The 21,353-nt window shown below is 59.6% G+C and carries 17 protein-coding genes and 1 tRNA gene; 11 read left to right on the top strand and 7 right to left on the bottom strand.

From position 1 onward, the window contains the following. Positions 1 to 27: 27 nt before the first annotated feature. Positions 28 to 279, bottom strand: a complete 252-nt coding sequence (locus tag CS903_RS04290) for a hypothetical protein (protein WP_129587596.1) — start codon at positions 277 to 279, stop codon at positions 28 to 30. Between the two features lie 41 nt (positions 280 to 320). After that, positions 321 to 393: transfer RNA gene (locus tag CS903_RS04285), tRNA-Thr, on the bottom strand. A gap of 219 nt (positions 394 to 612) precedes the next feature. Between CS903_RS04285 and CS903_RS04280 the strand changes: the two genes are divergently transcribed. The 7 genes from CS903_RS04280 to CS903_RS04250 all read left to right on the top strand — a co-directional run bounded on the left by CS903_RS04280 (position 613) and on the right by CS903_RS04250 (position 11,257). Then, positions 613 to 1,656 (top strand): helix-turn-helix domain-containing protein, encoded by a 1,044-nt coding sequence (locus tag CS903_RS04280; protein WP_099332327.1) that lies wholly within the window; start codon positions 613 to 615, stop codon positions 1,654 to 1,656. A gap of 182 nt (positions 1,657 to 1,838) precedes the next feature. Next, positions 1,839 to 3,356, top strand: coding sequence for an APC family permease (locus CS903_RS04275; protein WP_164996672.1), 1,518 nt, complete (start codon positions 1,839 to 1,841; stop codon positions 3,354 to 3,356). Positions 3,357 to 3,545: 189 nt separating this feature from the next. Continuing rightward, positions 3,546 to 4,919: a C45 family autoproteolytic acyltransferase/hydrolase gene (locus CS903_RS04270; protein ID WP_099332325.1), complete on the top strand. Its 1,374-nt coding sequence runs from the start codon at positions 3,546 to 3,548 to the stop codon at positions 4,917 to 4,919. A 32-nt stretch (positions 4,920 to 4,951) separates the two neighbouring features. After that, a complete protein-coding gene (locus tag CS903_RS04265; protein WP_099332324.1) occupies positions 4,952 to 7,105 on the top strand; it encodes an amino acid permease in 2,154 nt (717 codons plus the stop codon). After that, positions 7,089 to 8,483, top strand: a complete 1,395-nt coding sequence (locus CS903_RS04260) for a C45 family autoproteolytic acyltransferase/hydrolase (RefSeq protein ID WP_099332323.1) — start codon at positions 7,089 to 7,091, stop codon at positions 8,481 to 8,483. Before CS903_RS04265 ends, CS903_RS04260 begins: the two co-directional genes overlap by 17 nt. Before the next feature lie 2 nt (positions 8,484 to 8,485). Continuing rightward, positions 8,486 to 9,844 (top strand): C45 family autoproteolytic acyltransferase/hydrolase, encoded by a 1,359-nt coding sequence (locus CS903_RS04255; RefSeq protein ID WP_099332322.1) that lies wholly within the window; start codon positions 8,486 to 8,488, stop codon positions 9,842 to 9,844. Positions 9,845 to 9,913: 69 nt separating this feature from the next. Next, positions 9,914 to 11,257: a C1 family peptidase gene (locus CS903_RS04250; protein WP_099332321.1), complete on the top strand. Its 1,344-nt coding sequence runs from the start codon at positions 9,914 to 9,916 to the stop codon at positions 11,255 to 11,257. 87 nt (positions 11,258 to 11,344) lie between these two features. On the opposite strand, the gene CS903_RS04245 is transcribed toward CS903_RS04250, so the two are convergent. The 3 genes from CS903_RS04245 to CS903_RS04235 form a co-directional block, all read right to left on the bottom strand. Then, positions 11,345 to 12,235, bottom strand: coding sequence for a class II glutamine amidotransferase (locus tag CS903_RS04245; RefSeq protein ID WP_099332320.1), 891 nt, complete (start codon positions 12,233 to 12,235; stop codon positions 11,345 to 11,347). Between the two features lie 119 nt (positions 12,236 to 12,354). Continuing rightward, a complete protein-coding gene (locus CS903_RS04240; RefSeq protein ID WP_099332319.1) occupies positions 12,355 to 13,161 on the bottom strand; it encodes a DsbA family protein in 807 nt (268 codons plus the stop codon). A gap of 134 nt (positions 13,162 to 13,295) precedes the next feature. Next, on the bottom strand, positions 13,296 to 14,939 hold the full coding sequence (locus CS903_RS04235) for a serine/threonine-protein kinase (protein WP_099332318.1): 1,644 nt from the start codon (positions 14,937 to 14,939) through the stop codon (positions 13,296 to 13,298). Positions 14,940 to 15,086: 147 nt separating this feature from the next. On the opposite strand from CS903_RS04235, the gene CS903_RS04230 reads away from it, so the two are divergent. Next, complete coding sequence (locus CS903_RS04230; protein ID WP_099332317.1) at positions 15,087 to 16,208, top strand: ABC transporter ATP-binding protein; 1,122 nt, start codon at positions 15,087 to 15,089, stop codon at positions 16,206 to 16,208. A gap of 153 nt (positions 16,209 to 16,361) precedes the next feature. After that, positions 16,362 to 17,666 (top strand): DUF4032 domain-containing protein, encoded by a 1,305-nt coding sequence (locus CS903_RS04225; protein ID WP_099332316.1) that lies wholly within the window; start codon positions 16,362 to 16,364, stop codon positions 17,664 to 17,666. Here CS903_RS04225 and CS903_RS04220 read toward each other — a convergent pair. Further along, complete coding sequence (locus tag CS903_RS04220) at positions 17,663 to 18,331, bottom strand: uracil-DNA glycosylase (RefSeq protein WP_099332315.1); 669 nt, start codon at positions 18,329 to 18,331, stop codon at positions 17,663 to 17,665. The genes CS903_RS04225 and CS903_RS04220 overlap by 4 nt on opposite strands. A 92-nt stretch (positions 18,332 to 18,423) precedes the next feature. Here CS903_RS04220 and CS903_RS04215 point away from each other — a divergent pair, with 92 nt between their 5' ends. Together CS903_RS04215 and groL are read left to right on the top strand one after the other, a co-directional pair. After that, complete coding sequence (locus tag CS903_RS04215) at positions 18,424 to 19,065, top strand: LytR C-terminal domain-containing protein (protein WP_099332314.1); 642 nt, start codon at positions 18,424 to 18,426, stop codon at positions 19,063 to 19,065. Positions 19,066 to 19,280: 215 nt separating this feature from the next. After that, positions 19,281 to 20,900, top strand: coding sequence for a chaperonin GroEL (groL, locus tag CS903_RS04210; RefSeq protein WP_099332313.1), 1,620 nt, complete (start codon positions 19,281 to 19,283; stop codon positions 20,898 to 20,900). Between the two features lie 59 nt (positions 20,901 to 20,959). Here the strand turns inward: groL and CS903_RS04205 are convergent, their stop codons facing one another. Beyond that, a complete protein-coding gene (locus tag CS903_RS04205) occupies positions 20,960 to 21,253 on the bottom strand; it encodes a WXG100 family type VII secretion target (RefSeq protein WP_099332312.1) in 294 nt (97 codons plus the stop codon). Between the last annotated feature and the right edge of the window lie 100 nt (positions 21,254 to 21,353).

Below are 21,353 nucleotides of genomic sequence, written 5' to 3'. Positions count from 1 at the left end.
GAGTCCGATCTGCCCGGTGCGGCCCACTCAGGAGAAGCCGTAGCCCTCGCCGCTCGTCGCGATGCGGCGCTTGGGTGACAACACGACGGGGATCTTGACCGGCATGTCGAGAAGCTGGGCATTGAGGCTCTGGTCAATCAGTGAGTTCACCGGCCTGGTGAGGATGTTCTCTAGGGCGATGGGTGAACCCGAGGAGGCGATCCACCGGCACATGGCATCTCTTTTCGTCTCGGCAACATGCGGTGTTAGAGCGCCGTGGTTCCCTTGTTGTCCGCTCACGGGTGAAGCGCACTGGGCGAAGGGAAAATAGGCATGAAGAGAGCCGCCTAGGAGACTCGAACTCCTGACCTGATGCTTACAAGGCAACTGCTCTACCAACTGAGCTAAGGCGGCGCGAAAGTAAGTCTGCCTGAATGTCGAGTCTCGGTCAAAACTGGGCGGAAAAGTCACTTCTGGTAACGCAATCAAATGTGTGTTATCGTGACAGAAACGGCCGCTTTTGTGCCGCAATCTCCTTGAAAATGGCACGCAGAGTTCGTCTCACTACGATGTTCATTTAGTAAGGAAGGTAGAGGTAATCCTTCCTGTCGAAGACCAAAAGAGACGGTGAGCATGACAATTTCTCGCCAGAATGAGCTGGAGTGGCATCGCCGAGTGGCGGAGGCCCCGCCACTCACATCTCTGGGCGATGTACATGCTCAACTGGACAAGGCAACAAAGCGCTACGTCGGTCCCGAGGGGCTGGAGGCGTTCGCTCGAGGCGGGGACGTCCTCGTCCAGAACCCCGAAGACTTTTCCGCCTACGTAATGGATACTCGGGTTGGTTCGGCTTCTGTTTCGCGGATGTTGATCACCCCGTCTCAGGTGAACAGTGTGGGCCAGGAGATCCAGGGGGCCGTTCCCAGCAAGGCCGAACTGGTTGACGGACAGAAGATCACCATCAGCGTTCAGTACTCCGGGGCCAGTCGGGTCCGCGTTGGTTCGATCAACATGGAGCTACCGCCGGGTTACGGCAGGTACGTTTGCAGCACGTTCCCCACCTCAACCCTCTACACGGGGTTGAGTGACGTGCTGACACTGACTGTCCCCATCTCGCGAATGCCGGAACTGGCTGATGGTCTGCGTGTTACGCCAGCCCAGCTCCTTCCGGACAGTGCGATCACCATGGGCATGTTGGCTTTTGCAAGCAGGTTCCTCTTTAGACGCCTCGTGGGAACGCCCGACCCCCTGGCTGATGAGTCGGATGCGGAAAACGCCCTCGTCGGCGTCACCCGCTCCGCCCTCATTCCAGCGCTGCGCGAGGGAGGGGGCACCCCTGATGGGACAGTACGTCGCATCATCGATGCTGAGATTGAGTTGCACCACCGGGACCCGAACCTATCGGTTGATCGTTTGGCTGATCTCGTCGGTCTTAGTCGTCGCCAGCTTTACCGCTACACGGGCGAGGGTGTGGCGGCACGATTGGGTAGACGGCGGGCTGAGACGGCCAAGGAAATCCTCGAGGTCGATCCCAATCTTGAGCTGACCATAGTGGCCCACCTGTCTGGTTTCTCGGATGCTAATCGAATGCGGGACCATTTCACGCGTGCCTACAGCATGCTGCCCTCGATCTACCGAGATGAAGTTCGTAGGAGGTTGAGCGGAAAGGAAGCGTAGGGGCGGAGTGCGTAAATGTGCTACTTCAACCATCATCGCGTGCCGCTTCAAAGCTTCTACCTGCGGGTATAAAGCCGTCGGGATAGCGTTAGGGGCAAATTGGGGGCGGTGTGTCACATTCGCCAATGCAACCCACACTGTTGGGACAGCGACCAAGAAATGGCAAAACTGGAGGCGGGATCTTGAGCAGTAGTGCTTCGGCTACCACGGGTAAATCAAGCAACAAGACGCTGGGTCTGATCCCCCTGGTCGCGTTCGCGGTCGGAACGATGGTCGGCGGTGGTGTGTTCGCTCTTTCGGGCATCGTCGTCAAGGACGCGGGTCCCGGAGCCATCATTTCCTACGTCCTCGCGGGCCTGGTCATGCTGCTCTCCGCACTGTGCTTCGCCGCAGTGGCGTCGAGGGCGAAGCGGGGTGAATCCGGATATGCCCCTATTGCAACGGTCCTGTCACCGAAGTGGCGGTTCATCACGATGTGGGCTTTCTACATCGCCGGGGTTACGGGCATCGCCTACGTTCTGATGTCTTTCGCCAACTACCTTCTGACCTTCATCCCGGGTATGAAGGACCAGTCCATCTGGTTTGCCCTCGGTGCGGCCGTACTACTTGCCCTACTCAACTTTGGTCCTGCGGCCCTGGTTGGAAAAGCTGAAACCGCAATGGTGGTCTTCAAGCTGGTGGTCCTGCTCATGCTGATTTTCTTCGGCTTCATGCACTTTGCGCCCGCTGAGCTCTCGAACTGGGTGCCTCACGGTGGGGGGTCGATTCTCTCGACCACGGCGTTGCTTTTTACCGCTTACACGGGGTTCAATGTTATTACCAACATGTCCGGTTCAGTGGAGAACCCGGGCAAGGTGGTGCCGAAGGCAATCATCCTCTCACTCGCTATCGTGGCGATTGTCTACATCGGGGTGGCTATCGCCCTCGTCATGTCAAAGCAGTCGGGAGCCGAGGGGTTCGCAGAACACGGACTGACCCTGGCGGCCAAGGAACTGATGGGGTCGTGGGGTGGCTACCTGGTAGCTCTCGCGGCCTGTGTTTCGACCCTATCCGGGGCGAACGCCAACATGCTGGGCTCCGCCGACCTCATCGTTAACATGTCCGGAAACGGCGATTTGCCTTCGAAACTGGGACGCCTCAACAAGAAGGGCGACCCGGTTCGCTCGGTAGCTCTGACCGCGATCATCACCATCGCACTTCTCTTGATCGGGGTTCTCCCGGGAATTGGTGCGGCAGCCCTGAAGATCATCGTTATCTTCTGCAACGTGGCAGCAATCGCGGCCATGGTGATCGTCGATGTTACAGCCCTCAAGATGGGACTGGGCAAGTGGAAGACCCCGGGCATGAAGCTTCCGGGGGGACCGATCATTCCCATCCTGGCGATTGTCACCGCCCTGCTTCAGGTGCCGTCGCTGGGCTGGTGGCAGGTTCTGGTCGGGCTTGCCATGGTGGCGGTGGGCTTCCCGATTTGGGCCAGGCGTTCTAAGTTTGACGTCACTGAGCAGCAGGATATTCGTGACCACATTGCTGCTGGAAACACCCCCATGGGTCGTGCTTTGCTCAGAAAGCCCAAGGTTGTACCCGGTCGGGCCCCAGTCTCCGCAGCAGCGGATCCCGTGGATGCTGCACAGGACGCAGCGAAGCGGGCTGCAGAGGCAGCCCAGGCAGCCACGGATACCGCAGAGCATCTGAACGACTAGACCGTTTGGAAGAGGGAACCTGACACTGTCAGGTTCCCTCTTTCTGCCTCAAAAACGGGGTCGAGCAGTTGCCGTTATGCCTTGTACGAGACGTTTTGCGCCGCCGGGGGCCTAAATTGTGTCATGAACCACAGGTGGTGTCCTCGACTGTACTTAAATGAAGCCATTGTTTGATTCCTAGGGGGAAGTATGTCGAAAACGCTCACGGATGAGCAGCAGCAGTGGGTTGAAGAGGCCCATCGCGAAGACATCAACGGATGGATTTATCTACGCGTTGGGGGGGAACCCTTCAAACGGGGCTTCCAGATGGGGTTCTGCACTGTCAATGAGTTCAGGGATGCGGTTCGGGTCTACTCCGAAACCACCTACCTGACCCTGGGTATGGAGTACTCGTTCTTCGTGAAGCATGCGGTAGAGATGCACAAGCCGCTGATCACCCCCGAGATCCTCGAAGAGATGGAGGGGATGGCAGCGGGGTTCACCGCCGGGGGCTACCCGACCACGGTTGACGACATCATCGGATGGAATGCCTGGGAAGAGGTGACGGGTTACTGGTGGCCCACGGTGGCAGATAAGTACGCCAAGGACGGACCTAAGAAGGCACAGGCCATGCACTGTTCGGCCTTTGTGTCGACGGGGTCATGGTCAAAGGATGGAAAGCCCGTAATGGGCCACACCTCCTTTGACTACTTCGCCTACGGCCAGTACTTCAATGTTTTTTTGGATCTCACCCCGGCTAACGGGCACCGCATGGTCATGCAGACGGTGCCCGGGTACATCGGTTCCTTTACCGACTTCTGGGTCACCGATGCGGGTCTGGCGATCACCGAAACCACGATGGGTGGTTTCAAGGGATATGAGCCCAAGAAAACCCCCGAGTACGTCCGTGCTCGCGAGGCCTGCCAGTACGCCAACAACATTGACGAGTGGGTAGAGCTGGTCAGGAAGAATGACAACGGCGGATACGCCAACACCTGGTTGCTCGCTGACGCCAACACCGGAGAGATCGCCCGCTACGAAGAGGGGCTGATCTACACCAATCTTGAGAAGACCACGGATGGTTACTACTTCGGTGACAACGGTCCGAACGATCCCCGGATTCAGCACCTGGAAGCCTCACCTGTTGGCTACAACGACATCCGCACCCAGGTCGGGGCACGTCGAGTCCGCTGGATGCAACTCCTCAATGAACACAAGGGTGAGATCACGGGAGAGGCGGGGAAGAGATTCCTGGCTGACGACTTTGATCCCTACCTGGGGTTCCGAAAGCCGGGCCTGCGCACCATCTGTGCTCATTGCGACTCCGATCCGGGTGACGTCGGCGGGCCGCCACCGTTTGCACCATTCGGCTCCTGTGACGGCAAGGTTGCAGATGCTGAGGACATCAAGGCGATGCGGTTCTGGGGCCGCTTTGGCCGAGCCGATGGAGCGCCCTTTTACGCCAAGCAGTACAACGCCGAGCACCCCCAGTGGGACACATGGGCTCCCTACCTGATCGACCGCCCCTCGCAGCCCTGGACGCTGTTCGACAACGGTTCTGTAACTACTCAGCAGTCAATCTGAGGCGACAAGTTTAGGTCTGAAAGGAAGAACGCATGAGTTCTCAAGCAACTACCGCGCAGGTCCCCTCCGCGCCACCGGTCTCTTCCGGGAAAAAGAGGTCCAAGTCCTCTTCAGGTGGCATCACCATTTTCGGTTTGGCGATGCTCAATGTTGCGGCTGTTGCAGCCCTGGCGAACGACTCTCAACAGGCTGAGTACGGCCTGGCGTCAGTCACCTACTTTGCTATTGCTGCCCTTCTGTTCCTGGTCCCCATCTGCCTGGTGGCCGCTGAACTGGCAACGGGCTGGCCGGAACCCGGAGGTGTCTTCCGTTGGATTGGTGAGGGACTGGGAGCGGGCCTAGGCTTCACCGCCATCTTTCTGCTCTTCGTTGAGGTCACCATCTCACAGGCTGCTGGACTTTCGAGCACCGCCAACATCCTCGGTTTCTTCCAGACCGATATCGAAGTCGCTATGAAGTGGGCAGAGAACCCGACGACCTGGGTGGTGTTGGTCTTTGGGATCTGCTATTTCTGGGCGGTTACCCTGCTCGCGACCCGAGGGGTCACGGTGTTCCAGAACGTCGCAAAGTACGGCGTGGTGTTTGGGACCCTGCTCCCACTGGCAGCCATGGTCGTCCTCGTTCTTATCTGGCTTGGCGCCGGTAACAAGCCTGCCATTGACATGTCCTTTAGTGGACTGATTCCCGAGTGGTCGGGTCTCGGAACGCTGGCACTTGCAGCTGGTGTCTTCTTCTCCTATGCAGGTATGGAGATGAACGCGGCTCACATCAAACAGTTGAAGAACCCACGTCGGGCGTACCCGGCTGCCATTCTCATTGCGGCCATCCTCTCGATGCTGATTTTCATGATCGGTACAGTCATCATCGCGATGGTGATTCCGCAGAAGGACATCAACATCATCTACGCCCTCTACTCAACCTTCTATGAGATCGGTAAGGCCGCTGGTATCCCCTGGGTGTTTACAGCTGTTGCCTGGTTGACGCTTATCGCTGGGCTCGCCGGAGTTATCTCCTGGCTCGCCGGTGTTCCGCTCATGCTTGTGAATGCTGGCCGAGGTGGTTTCCTGCCGCGTTGGGCACAGAAAACCAACTCAAAGGGTATGCCTGCTCGCCTGATGTTCCTCATGGCGACGGTGATCTCCCTGATTCTCATCGCATTGGTCGCGTTCCCGGATGTTGAGGGCTTCTACGCCATGCTGACGCAGACGGTGACGATCCTCTACTTGCTGATGTACGTCCTGATGTTCCTGGCATTCATTCGCCTCCGCCGCACCCAGCCGCACCGTCCCCGTTCCTTCAGGGTCCCGGGTGGTAAGGCCGGAGCCTGGATTGTCACCGTCCTTGGTATAGGTGTATCGGGCTTCGGGATTCTGCTGGCTTTCTTCCCTCCTTCACAGATTGCGAAGGAGGTCGGATCACCGATTATCTACGTTGGTGGAATCGCCCTCATGGTTGGTCTAACCATCCTGCTGGCCTTCGCAATCATCAAGGCCCGCAAGCCCGAATGGGTGGATCCGACCAACCCGGCCCCGCCATTCACGTGGCAGATCGAGGGGTTGAAGAAGCCCGTTCCAGTCAAGTCCAATGTGCCAACCGAAATGCTGTCAGATGGCCAAGCAGGAATGGGGCAGCCGATCGTGAAACCATACTCGCCTAACGACCAGATCACTGAAGAGCAGCTGATCGCCGGAGGATTCCTGCCCGAGAAGCACCGCGGTAAGACCGGAGCTCCGGCGCAGGCAACCATGGCCCAGGTTCCAACCACCACGGCCACCTCGCCGAGGCGTGGACCCGGTGAAACGGTCACGGCCGAGGGAGCTCCGGCCGCTACGCCGTCCTCTCCGGTTGACACGCCCAAGACAGTGGCACCCAGTGCTTCTTCTCCAGCGGCTCCGGCTCCAGCCCCCACGGCACCGGTCAAGGCAACCACAACCCCTGTTGATCCAAGCGATCCCGCGGCAGTGGCTGCAGCGGCCGCTCAGGAAGCAGCTGCTCAGGCACAGGCACTCGCAGCAGCCTCCCAAGCGCTCGCGCAAGAAGCCCTAGCAGATCGAGAACTAGCCGAGGCGCAGGCCAAGGCCAAGGCGGCTCACGAGGCCGCACTCGCAGCCGAGGAACGAGCTCACTTCACACCCAGTCAGCACCTTCAGAACCCAAAGGAGGATGAAGATGGCAAAACTAACTAGTCAGCAGAAGGAATGGGTCAGCCAGGCCTCTCGTAGCGAGGTCAACGGTTGGATCTACCTGAGAATTAATGGTGATCCTTTCGCCCGTGGTTTCCAGCACGGCTACCTTGTGGCAGATGAGTGGGCGGATGCCCAGCGCGTCTACAAGGCTATGACTTACCAGAACTACGGCCTCACCTATGACTTTTTCAAGGAGCACGCAGTAGAGCTGCACCGGGACAAGATCCCCGAGGAGATTGCAGATGAAATGAAGGGGATTGCCGCGGGGTTCACGGCCGCCGGAGTCCCCGCCACCTACGAGGACATCATCGGCTGGAATGCCTGGATGGAGATTACCGACTACTGGTATCCGTCGGTGGCGTCAAAGTACTCGAAAGCCGGACCGAAGGAGCCCCGCGGATCACACTGCTCGGCCTTTATTGCGACCGGATCGGCTACAACCGACGGCAACCTGGTTATCGCCCACACTTCGTTTGATGACTTCTGGTCCGGGCAGTACTTCAACCTGCTGCTTGACCTCACCCCGTCCGAAGGCTCACGCATGGTCATGCAGTCGGTGCCCGGGTTTGTCGGTTCATTCACCGACTTCTGGGTGGCTTCTTCCGGCCTCGTCGTCACCGAAACCACCATTGGTGCCTTCCAGGGTTACGACGAATCCCGGGCGCCCGAGTACGTTCGCTCGCGCCTGGCGACCCAGTACGCCCGCTCGATTGATGAGTGGGTTGAGATCCTCAACAAAGACAACAACGGTGGATACGCCAACACCTGGCTGGTGGGGGATGCCAACACCAACGAGATCGCCCGGTACCAGGAGGGGCTGCTCTACCAGAACCTTGAGAAGACCCGAGATGGGTCATTCTTCGGGGACAACGCGCCCTCAGACCCACGCATCATGCACCTGGAATGCGGCGACTACGGCTACAACGATGTTCGCTGGCCCACCGGTGCGCGACGGGTGCGCTGGACGCAACTGCTTGAGCAGCACCACGGGCAGATCGACACACAGGTCGGTCAGGCGATGATCGGGGACACCTACGATGTCTACCTCGGTTTCTCCAACCCCTCGATGAGGACGATCTGCAGTCACTACGATGCCGATCCTCTCCACTTCCTCTCCGCTCACGGCGTGCCGTTCAACCCCTTTGGTTCCGTTGACGCCAAACTCGCAACCGGCAGGGACGTCCTCAACATGAGCATGTGGGGACGATTCGGCAGGGCTGATGGTGCGCCATTCGACGCCGTGGAGCACCTGCGTCAGCACCCGCAGTTCGACTGGCAGAAGGGCTACCTCAAATCGAGGCCGAGCCAGCCATGGACCTACTTCGACAACGGAAGCACGGTCACCGAGTCGACCGGAACGCTTGAGAACAAGGAGTAGCCATGGCAACACTGACTGATAAGCAGCGGTCCATTGTCAACCACGCGAAGCTAACCGAACAGGACGGTTGGCACCACCTGAAAGTTTCTGGAAGTCCCTATGAGATGGGGTTCCAGCACGGCTACCTGCTCGCCCCGCAGTACCAGGAGGCGCTTGCTACCTACTGGGCAATGACTATCGAGTGCTTCGGCATGGAGTACTCCTTCTTCGTTGATGCAGCAGTGAGGTTGCATAAGGACAAGATTCCTCCCTACCTGATGGAGGAACTGCAGGGTCTAGCCGACGGTTTCACCGCGGCAGGGGTGGCGACCACTCAGGACGACCTCATCGGCTGGAACGCCTGGATGGAACTGACGGACTACTGGTGGCCAACGGTGGCGGCCAAGTACGCCACCAACCCACCCAACGGGCCGCGCGGTTCACACTGCTCGGGCCTGGTTGCGACCGGCTCGGCGACGGTGGACGGAAAGGTCGTCCTCGCCCACGAGTCATTTGATGAGTTCTGGGCGGGGCAATACTTCAACGTCCTCCTTGATATGACACCGGAGGACGGCAACCGCATCGTCATGCAAACGGTGGCCGGTTACCTTGCTTCGATGACGGACTACTACGTCACCTCTGCGGGACTGGCAATTACCGAGACGACGCTTGCGGGTTTCAAGGGGTACGACGAGTCCCGCGTGCCCGAGTACGTCCGAGCCCGCAATGCGGCCCAGTTCGCCAGCACGATCGACGAGTGGGTCGAACTGATGAACAAGGATAGCAACGGCGGTTACGCCAACACCTGGTTGCTGGCTGATGCCAATACCGGAGAGATTGCTCGCTATGAAGAGGGACTGGTCTACCAGAGTCTCAGTCGGACCAAGGACGGGGCCTACTTCGGGTGTAACGCAGCCTTCGATCCGAGGATTCGCAACCTTGAGTGTGCTGATCAGGGCTTCAACGATCCCCGTCAGCAGACCGGGGCACGGCGCCAACGCTTCATGGAGCTGTTAGAGCAGTACCACGGGACGATTGATGTCGAAGTGGCGAAGAAGATCCTTGCCGATACGTTCGACCCCTACCTTGGTTACCAGAACCCCTCTTCGAGAGGGATCTGCAGTCACTACGACGTCGACCCCATGTACTACGCCGATGACCCCGGCGGGGTGTGGAACGTGCCGTTCTTCCCGGCAGGGTCCGTTGACGGCAAGGCCGCGGGCCAGGACGACATCCTGGCCATGCGGATGTGGGGCCGAATCGGACGCGCCGACGGCGTCGAGTTTGATGCCGAAGCGTTCCTGCGCCAGCACCCCCTGTGGAACTGGCAGGAGGGACACCTGAAGAGTCGTCCCTCGCAACCCTGGACGCTGTTCACCTAGAAAACACTTACGAGGGCGGCCCCGGCGGGGACCCCGCTGGCCCGCCCCATGCAAGAGGAAGTGGTAAGAATGCAAATCACCAATGACGATATTGAACGCATGAGGACCGGCTATAAGGACAAGACCGGACAGCATATTGCGCAGCGTGCGGTCACCAAGAATGGCATCCTCGAGTCCACCCAGAACCTCGAGGTCATCGAGGACCACCCCTTTGTCTACTCAATCGACATCGACTCCGAAGCCGTGGCCAACCAGGCTCAGAGCGGACGTTGCTGGATGTTTGCGGCACTCAACCTGCTTCGCCTGCATATTGAAAAGTCACTCAAGCTGCCCAAGGGCACGTTCCAGCTCTCGCAGAACTACAGCTACTTCTACGACAAGATCGAGAAGGCTAACTTCTTCCACCAGGCCATCATCGACACCGCCCTTGATGACATCAACGACCGCAAGGTGACATTCCTGGTGCAGACGCCCCAGCAGGACGGCGGAGACTGGGACCTGATCGCCGCCATCATCAAGAAGTACGGAGTGGTTCCAAAGACCGCGATGGATGAGACCAGCTCCAGTATCAACTCGGCTGAACTCAACACCGTCCTCAACCGAAAGCTGCGTCAGGATGCGCAGAAGCTCCGTGAGATGGTTCGTTCGGAAGCGTCGGAAGAGGAGATCACCGCCGCCCGCAGGGGAATGCTCGACGATGTCTACTCCATTGTGTCTGTCGCACTGGGGACCCCACCGGAGACCTTCGACTTCGAGTACCGCGACACAGACAAGAACTACCACGGGGACTTTGGCCTGACAGCACTTGAGTTCTATGACAAGTACGTCCCGGTCGACCTCGAAGACTACGTGGGCATCATCAATGTCCCGATCGACTCGATGCCCTACGGAAAGCTCTACGGCATTGACCTCTCCAACGAGATCATCAAGGGCCGACCGAACCGCTACATCAATGTCGACATGGAGACCATGAAGAAGCTGGCGATCGAGCAGCTCAAGGCGGGTCAGCCCGTTTGGTTCGGCTCCGATGTTCTGCAGTCTTCAGACATTCACAAGGGCGTCATGGCGATGGGACTCTACGGCCTTGATGAGGCGTTCGGTTTCGAGTTCACCCAGGACAAGGGCGAGCGTTTCCTCTACCGGGAGAGCCTGCCGACCCACGCCATGGTGATCGGAGGTGTTGACCTGGTTGACGACAAGCCGACCCGCTGGAAGGTTGAAAATAGCTGGGGTGCGAACGTCGATGGCCAGAAGGTTGGCAACAACGGATACTTCGTCATGGGGGATGACTGGATGGATCAGTTTACCTACGAGGTCGTAATCCATAAGGATCACCTGGGTGATGAGCTGCTGTCAGTTCTCGATACCGAGCCGATTATCCTGCCCTTCTGGACCACCTTCAACCCGCTCTAAACAGGTAGGCTGAACCAGAGGGTTCTTCAAGATTGGGTGCGGGGGTCGCGGGCTTTAGGGCGCGGACCCCCGCAGCACTTTGCCCGCCTAGTCCTCTGGGATCGCGGTGATGGCCGGGGCCTCACCCGTGCGGAGGACGGTGATGGTCCTGTCGGCAACCTGCTCCCAGGTGTGGTCACTAAAGTCCAGTTCAAGTGGTTCGGAGCAGACCAGGTGGGTGTCTGCTGGCAGCGTGGTCTCCGTGCCGTCGGCCAGGCGAATATCAACGGCCCCCTGGGCATGGAACAGCGAGGGCGACTCCGGTGCTGGGGAACCGCCGAGGTTCTTCCTGCTCGAGACCCGCATCGTCACCAGCTGCTTCCCATCCGATGCGGCAAAGCATCCGACAAAGGGTTCGGTAACGCCCTGTTCCGCGCGAGCTCGCTCCACCCGTTCGTTGAGCTTTTGCAGGGCTCCGACCGGATCGGTCGCAAGGCCGTAGGTCAGTGCCAGGTAAAAACAGACCTCTGTGTCAGAGTTCCCCCGAATGTAGGGGTAGAGCGCCGGATCCACATCCATGGTCAGGTCCCTCTTCAGCTTTGCAAATCCCCCGATGAAACCGTTGTGCTGAAACATCCAGCCCCCGTGAACGAAGGGGTGGCAGTTATCCTCGGCGATGGATCCCCCGGGTGCGGCACGGACGTGGGCGAGGACAGCGGAGGTCTCTATCTGCTCCGCCAAGCTGTGGAGGTTGTCGCTATCCCAGGCCGGACCGACCTCGTGGTACTGGCCAATCGTTCCGCCCCGACCGGCCCAAGCCACGCCAAACCCGTCACCATTCGTCGGGAAGTCATGGCCCCTGAACTGCTTTGCCAGGGGGTAGTCCGGCAGGGAGAGATAGCGGGCATTGATGCTCTGATCAACCAGGGAGTGATCGGGTTTGGTAACCAGGACATCGATCGTGATGGGGGAGCCCAGGTAGGCGATCCAGCGACACATGCTGCCTCCTTGCAGGGTTGAAACGGCTGCCCTCACCCTAGTGCGTTGCCCGACATACCTTGTGGTTAAACCAGTGGGAGGGTGCAGTCGCACCCTCCCACACTGTAACGATCTTCTGGCTACTTGGCAGCCAGCGCCGCTTTCAGTTCATCAATGACGGCCTCAGGGGTCTGGGCAGTCAGGTTGATGCTCTTGTTGTTGGCAACGAACTCGGGTGTGGCCACCCTGTCGCGTCCTTCAATATCGGCGCCCACCCATGTGTTGGTGGAAGTAGTCAGGTAGCTGAGGGCAGCATCCGTGTTGAAGGTGGCGATGAGTTCATCGGAAACTCCGACGGACTTGGCGATCTCAGCAACCTTTGCCTCGGAAGCTGCCAGATCGCGATAGGCGGTATCGCTGCCGTTGATCGATGCCTCATAGAAGTAGTCGGTAAGTCCGTCCTGGAAGGCAAGGAAGAGGTCGGGTGCCTCAGCTGCGACCACGAGGGCGCCTGCGGTAGCCGCCTGGTTGTAGGGGGCTCCGGCTGTGATAACCGGCTGCAGCAGCAGGTTGTAGTCACCGGCTTCAGCGGCATCGAAGAGGTTGGGTCGTAGGCCAATCTCAATCTGGGTGCAGGCCCCACAGGAGTAGTCGAAGTAGAAGGTCAGGTCCTCTGCGTCCGGGTTTGTGACGCCAACGCCCTCCGAAGAGATGGCGATGGGCGCCCCATCCTTGAACTGCTCGGGCAGATTCTCAGCTGCTTTTTCAGCGGTGGGACGATTGATAACAACGAAGACTATCGCCACGGTAATGGCCGCCACCAGCACGACAGCTAGGGCGATGATGATGTTTCGGGTGCGCCTGTCAGACTTTTCCTGTGCCTCGCGCATCTGCTTTGCCTTATCGCGCATTGCAACGTCTGCCTGGGAGGCGTTTTTCTTTGCCATCGTGGACCCAATCTATAGAGAGACAGATTCAGAACTGGAGTCAGAATAGCCTGCTGGCAAACAGGTTGAAACTCTCCGGTTCACCTTTGACGTAATTTTGAGAGATCCATTGACCCTATGGGGGAAACGACCCGCTAAATGACAGCCATAACCCCCAGGCAGAGGAGCGCGGGTATAAGGAGAACCACAGCCACCACCCAGCGCCCCCCAACCTTTGGGCCGGCTGCATCCAGAGCCACCGCGACACCGGTACGCAGAGGTCGTGAGGTCGTGATCATCCAGCAGCTAACCAGTCCGACAGTGATGGCAATCCACACCGCCAGGGTGACGCGCCCTTCACCAGTGGGGTTGAGGTCGAGCCATTCCAGGGGAGAGTCGGGATCGGGAGCGCCTCCGAGGACCCCCTGGATGACGAGGGCCACGATGTAGTAGGTGAAGGTTCCCAGCACCACTCCCGGAACTAGCTTCAACAGGCCACCCATTCCGCTGCGGAAGGTGGCTATCAGCCGGGAGAAGCCGCCGCGAGTGAGTCCTTGCGACCGTTCGACCAACAGTTGCCATCGTTTTGTTGCGGCGGCACCGAGCACCTGGAAGAAACAGAGGACGGCCAGCAGGGCGCCTACTCCTGCCACACCCCAAAATGCCGGGAGCCAAGCCAGAGATCCGATCAGTCCCAGGGAGGCCAGGGTGCCGACTACCCCCAGAGGAGCACCGGGGGGTGGGGGCAGGACCGGCTGGGGAACCCACTGGCGAAACGCCTCGACGGGGTACGAAGGCGCTTGCGAAGGCGTCCCGAAGACCTCGGTGGTGGGAACCGCCTGCCAGGGTGAAACCGGTTCAACCGGGAGGGGAGCGCGGGGACCCGGAAGGTCGACCAACATCGTCGTCTCTGCCGCGGCTTCGTCCTCGTCAAGTTCATCTGCATCGGGCAGGACTAACTGGGCGCCCCCCAGGCAGGCAATGAGGTCGTACGGGGTGAGGCGTTCGTCCGGGTCCGGGCGCAACGCCCACCAGAAGGCCAGGGCTATCGCATCGTCGAGACCAGATGTGTCAGGTTCCCCGCTGAGGACCCTCATGAGAATCGCGTCCGTCCGTCCCCGCCCAAAAGGGGGGGATCCGGTCATGGCCTTGAGGAGGGAGGCTGAGAGTGCAAACCAGTCGCCCTGCTGGAGCTGATCCATCGAGGGGCGTTCGGTGGCAGAGAGGAGTTCAGGGGCAACGTAACCCGGCGTTCCCGTCATCCCTCCGGTTTGAGTCAGATGGTGGTCGCCCTCACCGTGGGCAATACCGAAGTCGATCAGGGTCGGTCCGGTTGCGGAGAGGATGATGTTGGAAGGCTTGAGGTCACGATGGGCGATCCCAACGGCGTGAACGGCCTCCAGCGTTCCGGCAATCTCGGTTCCCAGTTGTGCGGCGTCATCACCCCGGTAGCGCAGGCGGGTGATTTCCTGTTCCAGGGTGGGTCCCTCAACCAGTTCGGTGACGACGAAGGGACTGTAGGCGTCTGCCTCAACGTCGAGGACGCGGACGATCCCGGGGGAGCGAACCTGGTTGACCAGTCGTGCTTCACGAAGCAGCCGCAGGCGTGCCTCCTCAGTTGCGGCAAGTGAGGGGTGAAGCAGCTTGAGGGCGACGCGGTGTCCGCCCTCGTCCTCGGCTTCCCAAACCGTGCCCGTACCGCCCTGACCGATCTGGTGGTGCAGCGTGTAGCCCCCCACCCAGCCGGGGGTGTGAGATGGGTCGCCCTCGGGTGGGGATCCCGGCAAATTTTGCACCATTCCGCCATTCTAGAGTGCCTTGATGTGGCCCACGTGCTAGGGTTCGAGACGGACCACGTGCGCACCGTTGCGGGTCCTAGTGTCGAGGCCGACACTAGAGAGTCTCTACTAAGGATCGTCCGGCACGTACCTGCCGGTGGAGGAAAAATGGCAAGTGTAACTTTTGAGAACGCGACCCGCGTCTACCCGGGTTCGGATCACCCCGCTGTTGACAAGCTGAACCTTGAAATCGCCGATGGTGAGTTCCTGGTCCTGGTCGGCCCATCCGGCTGTGGAAAGTCGACCTCCCTGCGTATGCTCGCGGGTCTTGAAGACGTCAACGCGGGGCGCATCTACATCGGCGATCGTGACGTCACCGACGTTCAGCCTAAGAACCGTGACATTGCGATGGTTTTCCAGAACTACGCTCTGTACCCCCACATGACCGTTCGCGACAACATGGGCTTTGCCCTGAAGATCGCGGGTGAGCCCAAGGCTGAGATCAAGAAGCGTGTTGATGAAGCCGCCAAGATCCTTGACCTTGAGCCCTACCTAGAGCGTAAGCCGAAGGCCCTCTCGGGTGGTCAGCGTCAGCGTGTTGCCATGGGTCGGGCCATCGTGCGTAAGCCCCAGGTCTTCCTGATGGATGAGCCGCTGTCGAACCTGGACGCCAAGCTGCGTGTCCAGACCCGTACCCAGATCGCTTCGCTGCAGCGTTCGCTCGGTGTCACCACCGTCTACGTCACGCACGACCAGACCGAAGCCCTGACCATGGGTGACCGCATCGCGGTTATGAAGGATGGTTTGCTGCAGCAGGTGGGTACACCTCGTGAGATGTATGACGAGCCGGCGAACAAGTTCGTAGCAGGCTTCATTGGCTCCCCTGCCATGAACCTCGCGACCTTCACGATTGATGGCACCAATGCCCATCTCGGTGGAGCAGTTGTTCCGCTGTCCGCGGCAACTCTGGCCGCCATTACCCCCGAGGATGACGGCAAGGTTGTCATCGGATTCCGCCCCGAGGGTCTGCGTGTCATCGACAACAATGCCACCACCGGTATTCCGATCGTCATTGACCTGGTTGAAGAGCTTGGCTCGGACGCCTACGTCTACGGCCACCTTGAGGGCACCGGTGAAGATCGCGGCATCGTTGAGGTCGGGGCACAGCAGATCGTTGTCCGTGTCGCACCGAACTCGGCACCTGCCGCTGGTTCGAAGATGCGCGTTGAGATCATCGAAGACCAGCAGCACACGTTCTCTGCGGCAACGGGTGTTCGACTTCCTGCCTAGTGCTGAATGACAGATCGTGGTGAAGGGTTGGTGGTCAATGACTACCAACCCTTCATTGCGTCCGGGGCGCTGCCCCCTTGGAAAGTGTGTGGATTGCCCCTAGTCCATCGGACTATGATCTAGGTTTTGCAAAGATTCGAAAGAGAGAGGGCCATGGCTAAGACCCTGCAGATCACCGCTGCTAACGTCGATCCTGCCCTGCTTGATCTACCGTGGGACATCGCCTTGGAAGAGTGGCCCGAAGAGGTTCTAGCGGCTCTCCCCCGCGGGATCTCCCGCCACGTAGTTCGCTTCGTCAACCTCTCGGGGCGTGTGATCGCAGTCAAGGAAATTGGGGAGACGGTCGCGCACCACGAGTATGAGATGTTGCGGGACCTCTCCCGGATGGAAGCACCGTCCGTTCAGCCGACGGCGGTTGTAACGGGACGCCGAGATGCAGAAGGAAATGAGCTCAACGCCGTCCTCATCACCGAGCACCTGCAGTTCTCACTGCCCTACCGCGCGCTTTTTAGCCGCAAGATCACAACGGATACGGTGAACCGCCTCCTTGATGCTCTGGCCGTCCTGCTGGTTCGCCTCCACCTTCTCGGCTTTTACTGGGGAGATGTCTCCCTGTCCAACACCCTGTTCCGCAGGGACGCCGGTTCCTACTCCGCCTACCTGGTTGACGCTGAAACCGGCGACCTCCATCCGAAACTCACCGATGGCCAGCGCCAGTATGATGTCGACCTGGCGCGGACCAACATCATCGGTGAGCTAATGGATCTGCAAGCCGGCGGGTTCCTTCCCGAGGACGAAGACACCATTGAGATTGGGAACCGGATCCTTGAGCGGTATAACCAACTCTGGACAGAGCTCACGGGAGCGGAAAGAATCAGTGCTTCTGAGAACTGGCGGGTGAAGGAGCGGATCGACCGACTAGCGGCCCTCGGTTTCAGTGTCGGTGAGCTGACGATGACGACCAGTGATGAGGGTGATCACCTGATCATCCAACCCAAGGTCGTCGATGCGGGTCACTACCACCGCCAGATGATGCGCCTTACCGGGCTTGATGTGGAAGAGCTTCAGGCGCGCAGAATGCTCGAGGATATTGAGACGTTCCGGGCGGTCAACGGGATGTGGAACCTACCCGTTGAGCACGTCGCCAGAGCCTGGACCACTGAAGTTTACGATCACGTCATCGGGGCGATCCCCGCGGAGCTTTCGGCAAAACTGGAGCCCGGCCAGGTTTTCCACGAGATTCTGGAGCATCGCTGGTACATGAGTCAGGAGCGCCAGGTAGATGTTCCGCTCGATGAGGTAATTGCCGACTACCTGGAGAGGGTCATGCCGTCGAAACGGGATGAGGCAGTCCTGCTCAGTGGTTCTACCAATGAGGTTCTGGCTGGCTATGACGACATGACCGAGTATGACTCTTATGAGTCTGAGTTGGGTGAGGACGACGAGGTCGACTCCTAGAGGCACCACCTGATAGGCAGGGCCCCCTCGTCCTCAAGGATTGCGTTCGCCCTGGAGAAGGGCCTTGATCCAAAGAAGCCGCGGTAGGCCGACAGTGGTGAGGGGTGGGCCGACTCAATCGCCTTCGTTGAACCGAGCAGCGGTTTCAGGGTGGCAGCGTCACGCCCCCAGAGTATGGAAACCAGTGGTTTGCCCCGTGCCACGAGGGATCGAATCGCCTGGTCCGTGATTGCTTCCCAGCCGCGCCCCCGGTGGGAGGCGGCCCGACCGGCCTCAACGGTCAGGACCCTGTTGAGCAGGCAGACACCCTGTTCGGCCCAGGGGGTCAGGTCTCCGTTGGGCGGGGGTGGGCAACCGAGGTCATCGGAGAGTTCGCGGTAGATGTTTCGCAACGATCCAGGGAGGGCTACTTCCGGTGCCACGGAGAACGAGAGTCCCACGGCGTTACCAACGGTCGGGTAGGGATCCTGCCCGACGATGAGAACCTTGACGTCCTCAAACGGGTAGGTGAAGGCTCGCAAGATGTTGGCCGGGGCCGGAAGATAGCGGCGTCCAGCCGCGGCCTCGTCACGTAACATCCGTCCCATGGCGCGAATATCGCCTTCGACTGGAGCTAGAGCTTTCGCCCACCCGGGATCAATCACACTATCCAGCGGCTGTGGCATGGCTCTCCTTTTGCGGGTACGTTCCTCGCTAATCTTATGGTTCACGGCGCAGTTCCTGAGAATTCTGGGACCGGAGCGGTAGGCTTCCCTACGTGAGCAATACGTACCCCTCAGACGACTTTGACAACATCCCGCAGGGAGCCCCTGCCGGAGTGCACCGTCGCGTTCGTAGTCCCTGGGCCCCCGTGATCCCGTTCCTGCTGGTGCTGGTCCTGGTTCCGCTGCTCGCGTGGGGCGTCGCATCCCTCATTCAAAGCAATGTCCCCAAGAGCCAGATCGAGAGTGCCCTCGGTCAGTCCTCTTCAACAGAGTCTGAGGTCGCGCAGTCTTCAGGTGGGGAAGAGGCGACGCAGTCCGGGACCCCGGAGCTCCCTGAGACGGGTCTACCCAGTGCGGCTCCTGACGATCCAAATGAGGTTGAGGAAGAGGTCGTAGTTGAGGAGCCCGGAGCAGAGGTCGTGACTGACTTTGCCCACCCGGTGGCTGTTCTCAACGGAACTGGGATTGCGGGTTACGCGGGTGAGATCGCGGGGTCCGTGATGAACGTTGGCTTTACCAACGTGATTGCTGACAATGCCGTTTCCTTCCCCAGTGATGTCAACACGGTCTTCTATCCCTCTGCCGACCTGAAGGCCACGGCTGAGGCCGTCGCTGCTGCGGCAGGAATCGACACTGTGGTCGAAGAGGCGTTTGCAGACGCTCCAGACTCGATCGTTGTCTACCTGATCAACTAGGTATTTCGCCCCTGGCTTGAGGGGATGATTATTAGGCCTGCAATCTTGCAGTCCTTCCTGTCGAGTGCCAGACTTAGAGTTAGCACTCTCCCCTAGAGAGTGAAAACTTGGGTTCTTGGTGAGGACTCGTGGTTCAGAACCTTTCTGAACTGCGTTGTTCGTCCGTCGCGGGCACCGGGACCAAACATGTAGTTCAAAAGGGAGGACATCTGCAAATGGCAAAGATCATTTCTTATGACGAGGAAGCACGCCGCGGTATGGAGCGTGGGCTGAACCAGCTCGCGAACACCGTGAAGGTGACACTGGGCCCGCTGGGACGCAATGTCGTCCTCGACAAAAAGTGGGGGGCACCCACCATCACAAAGGACGGCGTTTCAGTCGCCAAGGAAATTGAGCTCGAAGATCCGTTTGAGCGCATTGGTGCCGAACTGGTCAAGGAAGTTGCCAAGCGCACCGACGACGTCGCGGGTGACGGCACCACCACGGCCACCGTTCTGGCTCAGGCGCTGGTGGGCGAGGGACTGCGCAACGTTGCTGCCGGCGCTAACCCGCTTGCGCTCAAGAAGGGTATTGAGGCCGCGGTAGAGGCGATTGTTGCCCAGCTCCACGAGATCTCGACACCCATTGAGACGACGGACCAGATTGCTGCCACCGCTTCGATCTCGGCTAACGATGAGGGCATTGGCAAGCTTATTGCCGAGGCATTCGAGAAGGTCGGCGCAGAGGGTGTTGTGACCGTTGAAGAGACCAACTCGTTCGACACCACACTTGAGACCACCGAGGGTATGCGCTTTGACAAGGGCTACCTGTCGGCATACTTCGTCACCGATCCAGAGCGCCAGGAAGCCGTCCTTGAGGACGCGTACATCCTGCTGGTAGAGGGCAAGATCTCCTCGATCAAGGACCTTCTGCCCCTGCTTGAAAAGGTCATGCAGACTTCGAAGCCGCTGCTGATTATTGCCGAGGACGTTGAGGGCGAAGCCCTGGCAACCCTGGTTGTCAACAAGATCCGCGGCATCTTCAAGTCGGTTGCAGTCAAGGCTCCCGGCTTTGGTGACCGCCGCAAGGCTATGCTGCAGGACATCGCCATCCTCACCGGTGGCACTGTCATCTCAGAGACGATTGGTCTTTCGCTTGAGACCGCTGACCTGTCACACCTGGGTACCGCACGCAAGGTTGTCGTCACCAAGGATGAGACCACCATCGTTGATGGTGCCGGCGACAAGGATGCCCTGGACGCTCGCGTCAAGCAGATCCGCGCAGAGATTGAGAACTCGGATTCTGAGTACGACAAGGAGAAGCTCTCGGAGCGTCTCGCGAAGCTGTCCGGTGGCGTGGCCATCATCAAGTCCGGTGCGGCAACTGAGGTAGAGCTGAAGGAACGCAAGCACCGTATTGAGGACGCGATCCGCAACGCGCGTGCTGCTTCGGAAGAAGGCATTGTCGCCGGTGGTGGTGTTGCACTGCTGCAGGCTTCCGAGGCGGTCCTGGACAAGATGGAGCTGACCGGTGACCAGGCGACTGGTGTCACCATTGTTAGGTCGGCCGTCGCTGAGCCGCTGCGTCAGATCGCTGCCAACGCGGGCCTTGAGGGCGGAGTGGTCGTTGACCGCGTTCGTCACCTCCCGGCAGGTGAGGGCCTGAATGCCACCACCGGCGAGTACGGCAACATGCTTGACCAGGGCATTGCTGATCCGGTCAAGGTCACCCGTTCCGCGCTGCAGAACGCTGCCTCGATCGCAGCCATGTTCCTCACCACCGAGGCCGTTGTGGCCGATAAGCCTGAGCCGGCAGCCCCGGCCGGTGCTGGTGATGACATGGGTGGCATGTACTAGGTCATCTAGTTGAGGGGACCCGGTCGCAGTTCATTCTGCGACCGGGTCCTTTCTTTTGCCTAGTGCCCGCTGAAGAGAGCGGATGCCGCCCCTTCAGCTTCCGAGTACGTTGCAGAAGCCTGGGCCAAAGCGGCTCCCACAGACTCCAGTGATGCTTCAACCTGGGCTTGGGTCACCTGCCACTGACTGATCACCCCCTGGAAGGACATGGCTGCGGCGCCACCCCAACTTGCTTCGAGCCCCAGCAGCTGGGCCATGAGGGTTGCCACCGCCGAGCGAATGGTGTCTGCGGTTTGATTCGCGGCAACGGCGCCCGCGCTGATCTGTGCGGCGTCGACATGGTAGATGGTCATTTCTCCCCCTTGAACTTTTTGGACTGGTTGGGGCAACTCTGACCCGTGCGCCACGCCTACTGAAGGGGAGGGCTTTCAAGTTGGGGAAAAGGCCGCTGCG

Origin of the sequence: Actinomyces minihominis, assembly GCF_900187855.1 — a bacterium.
GTDB classification, from domain to species: Bacteria; Actinomycetota; Actinomycetes; order Actinomycetales; family Actinomycetaceae; genus Scrofimicrobium; species Scrofimicrobium minihominis.
This window is presented reverse-complemented; position numbering and strand designations above follow the sequence as displayed.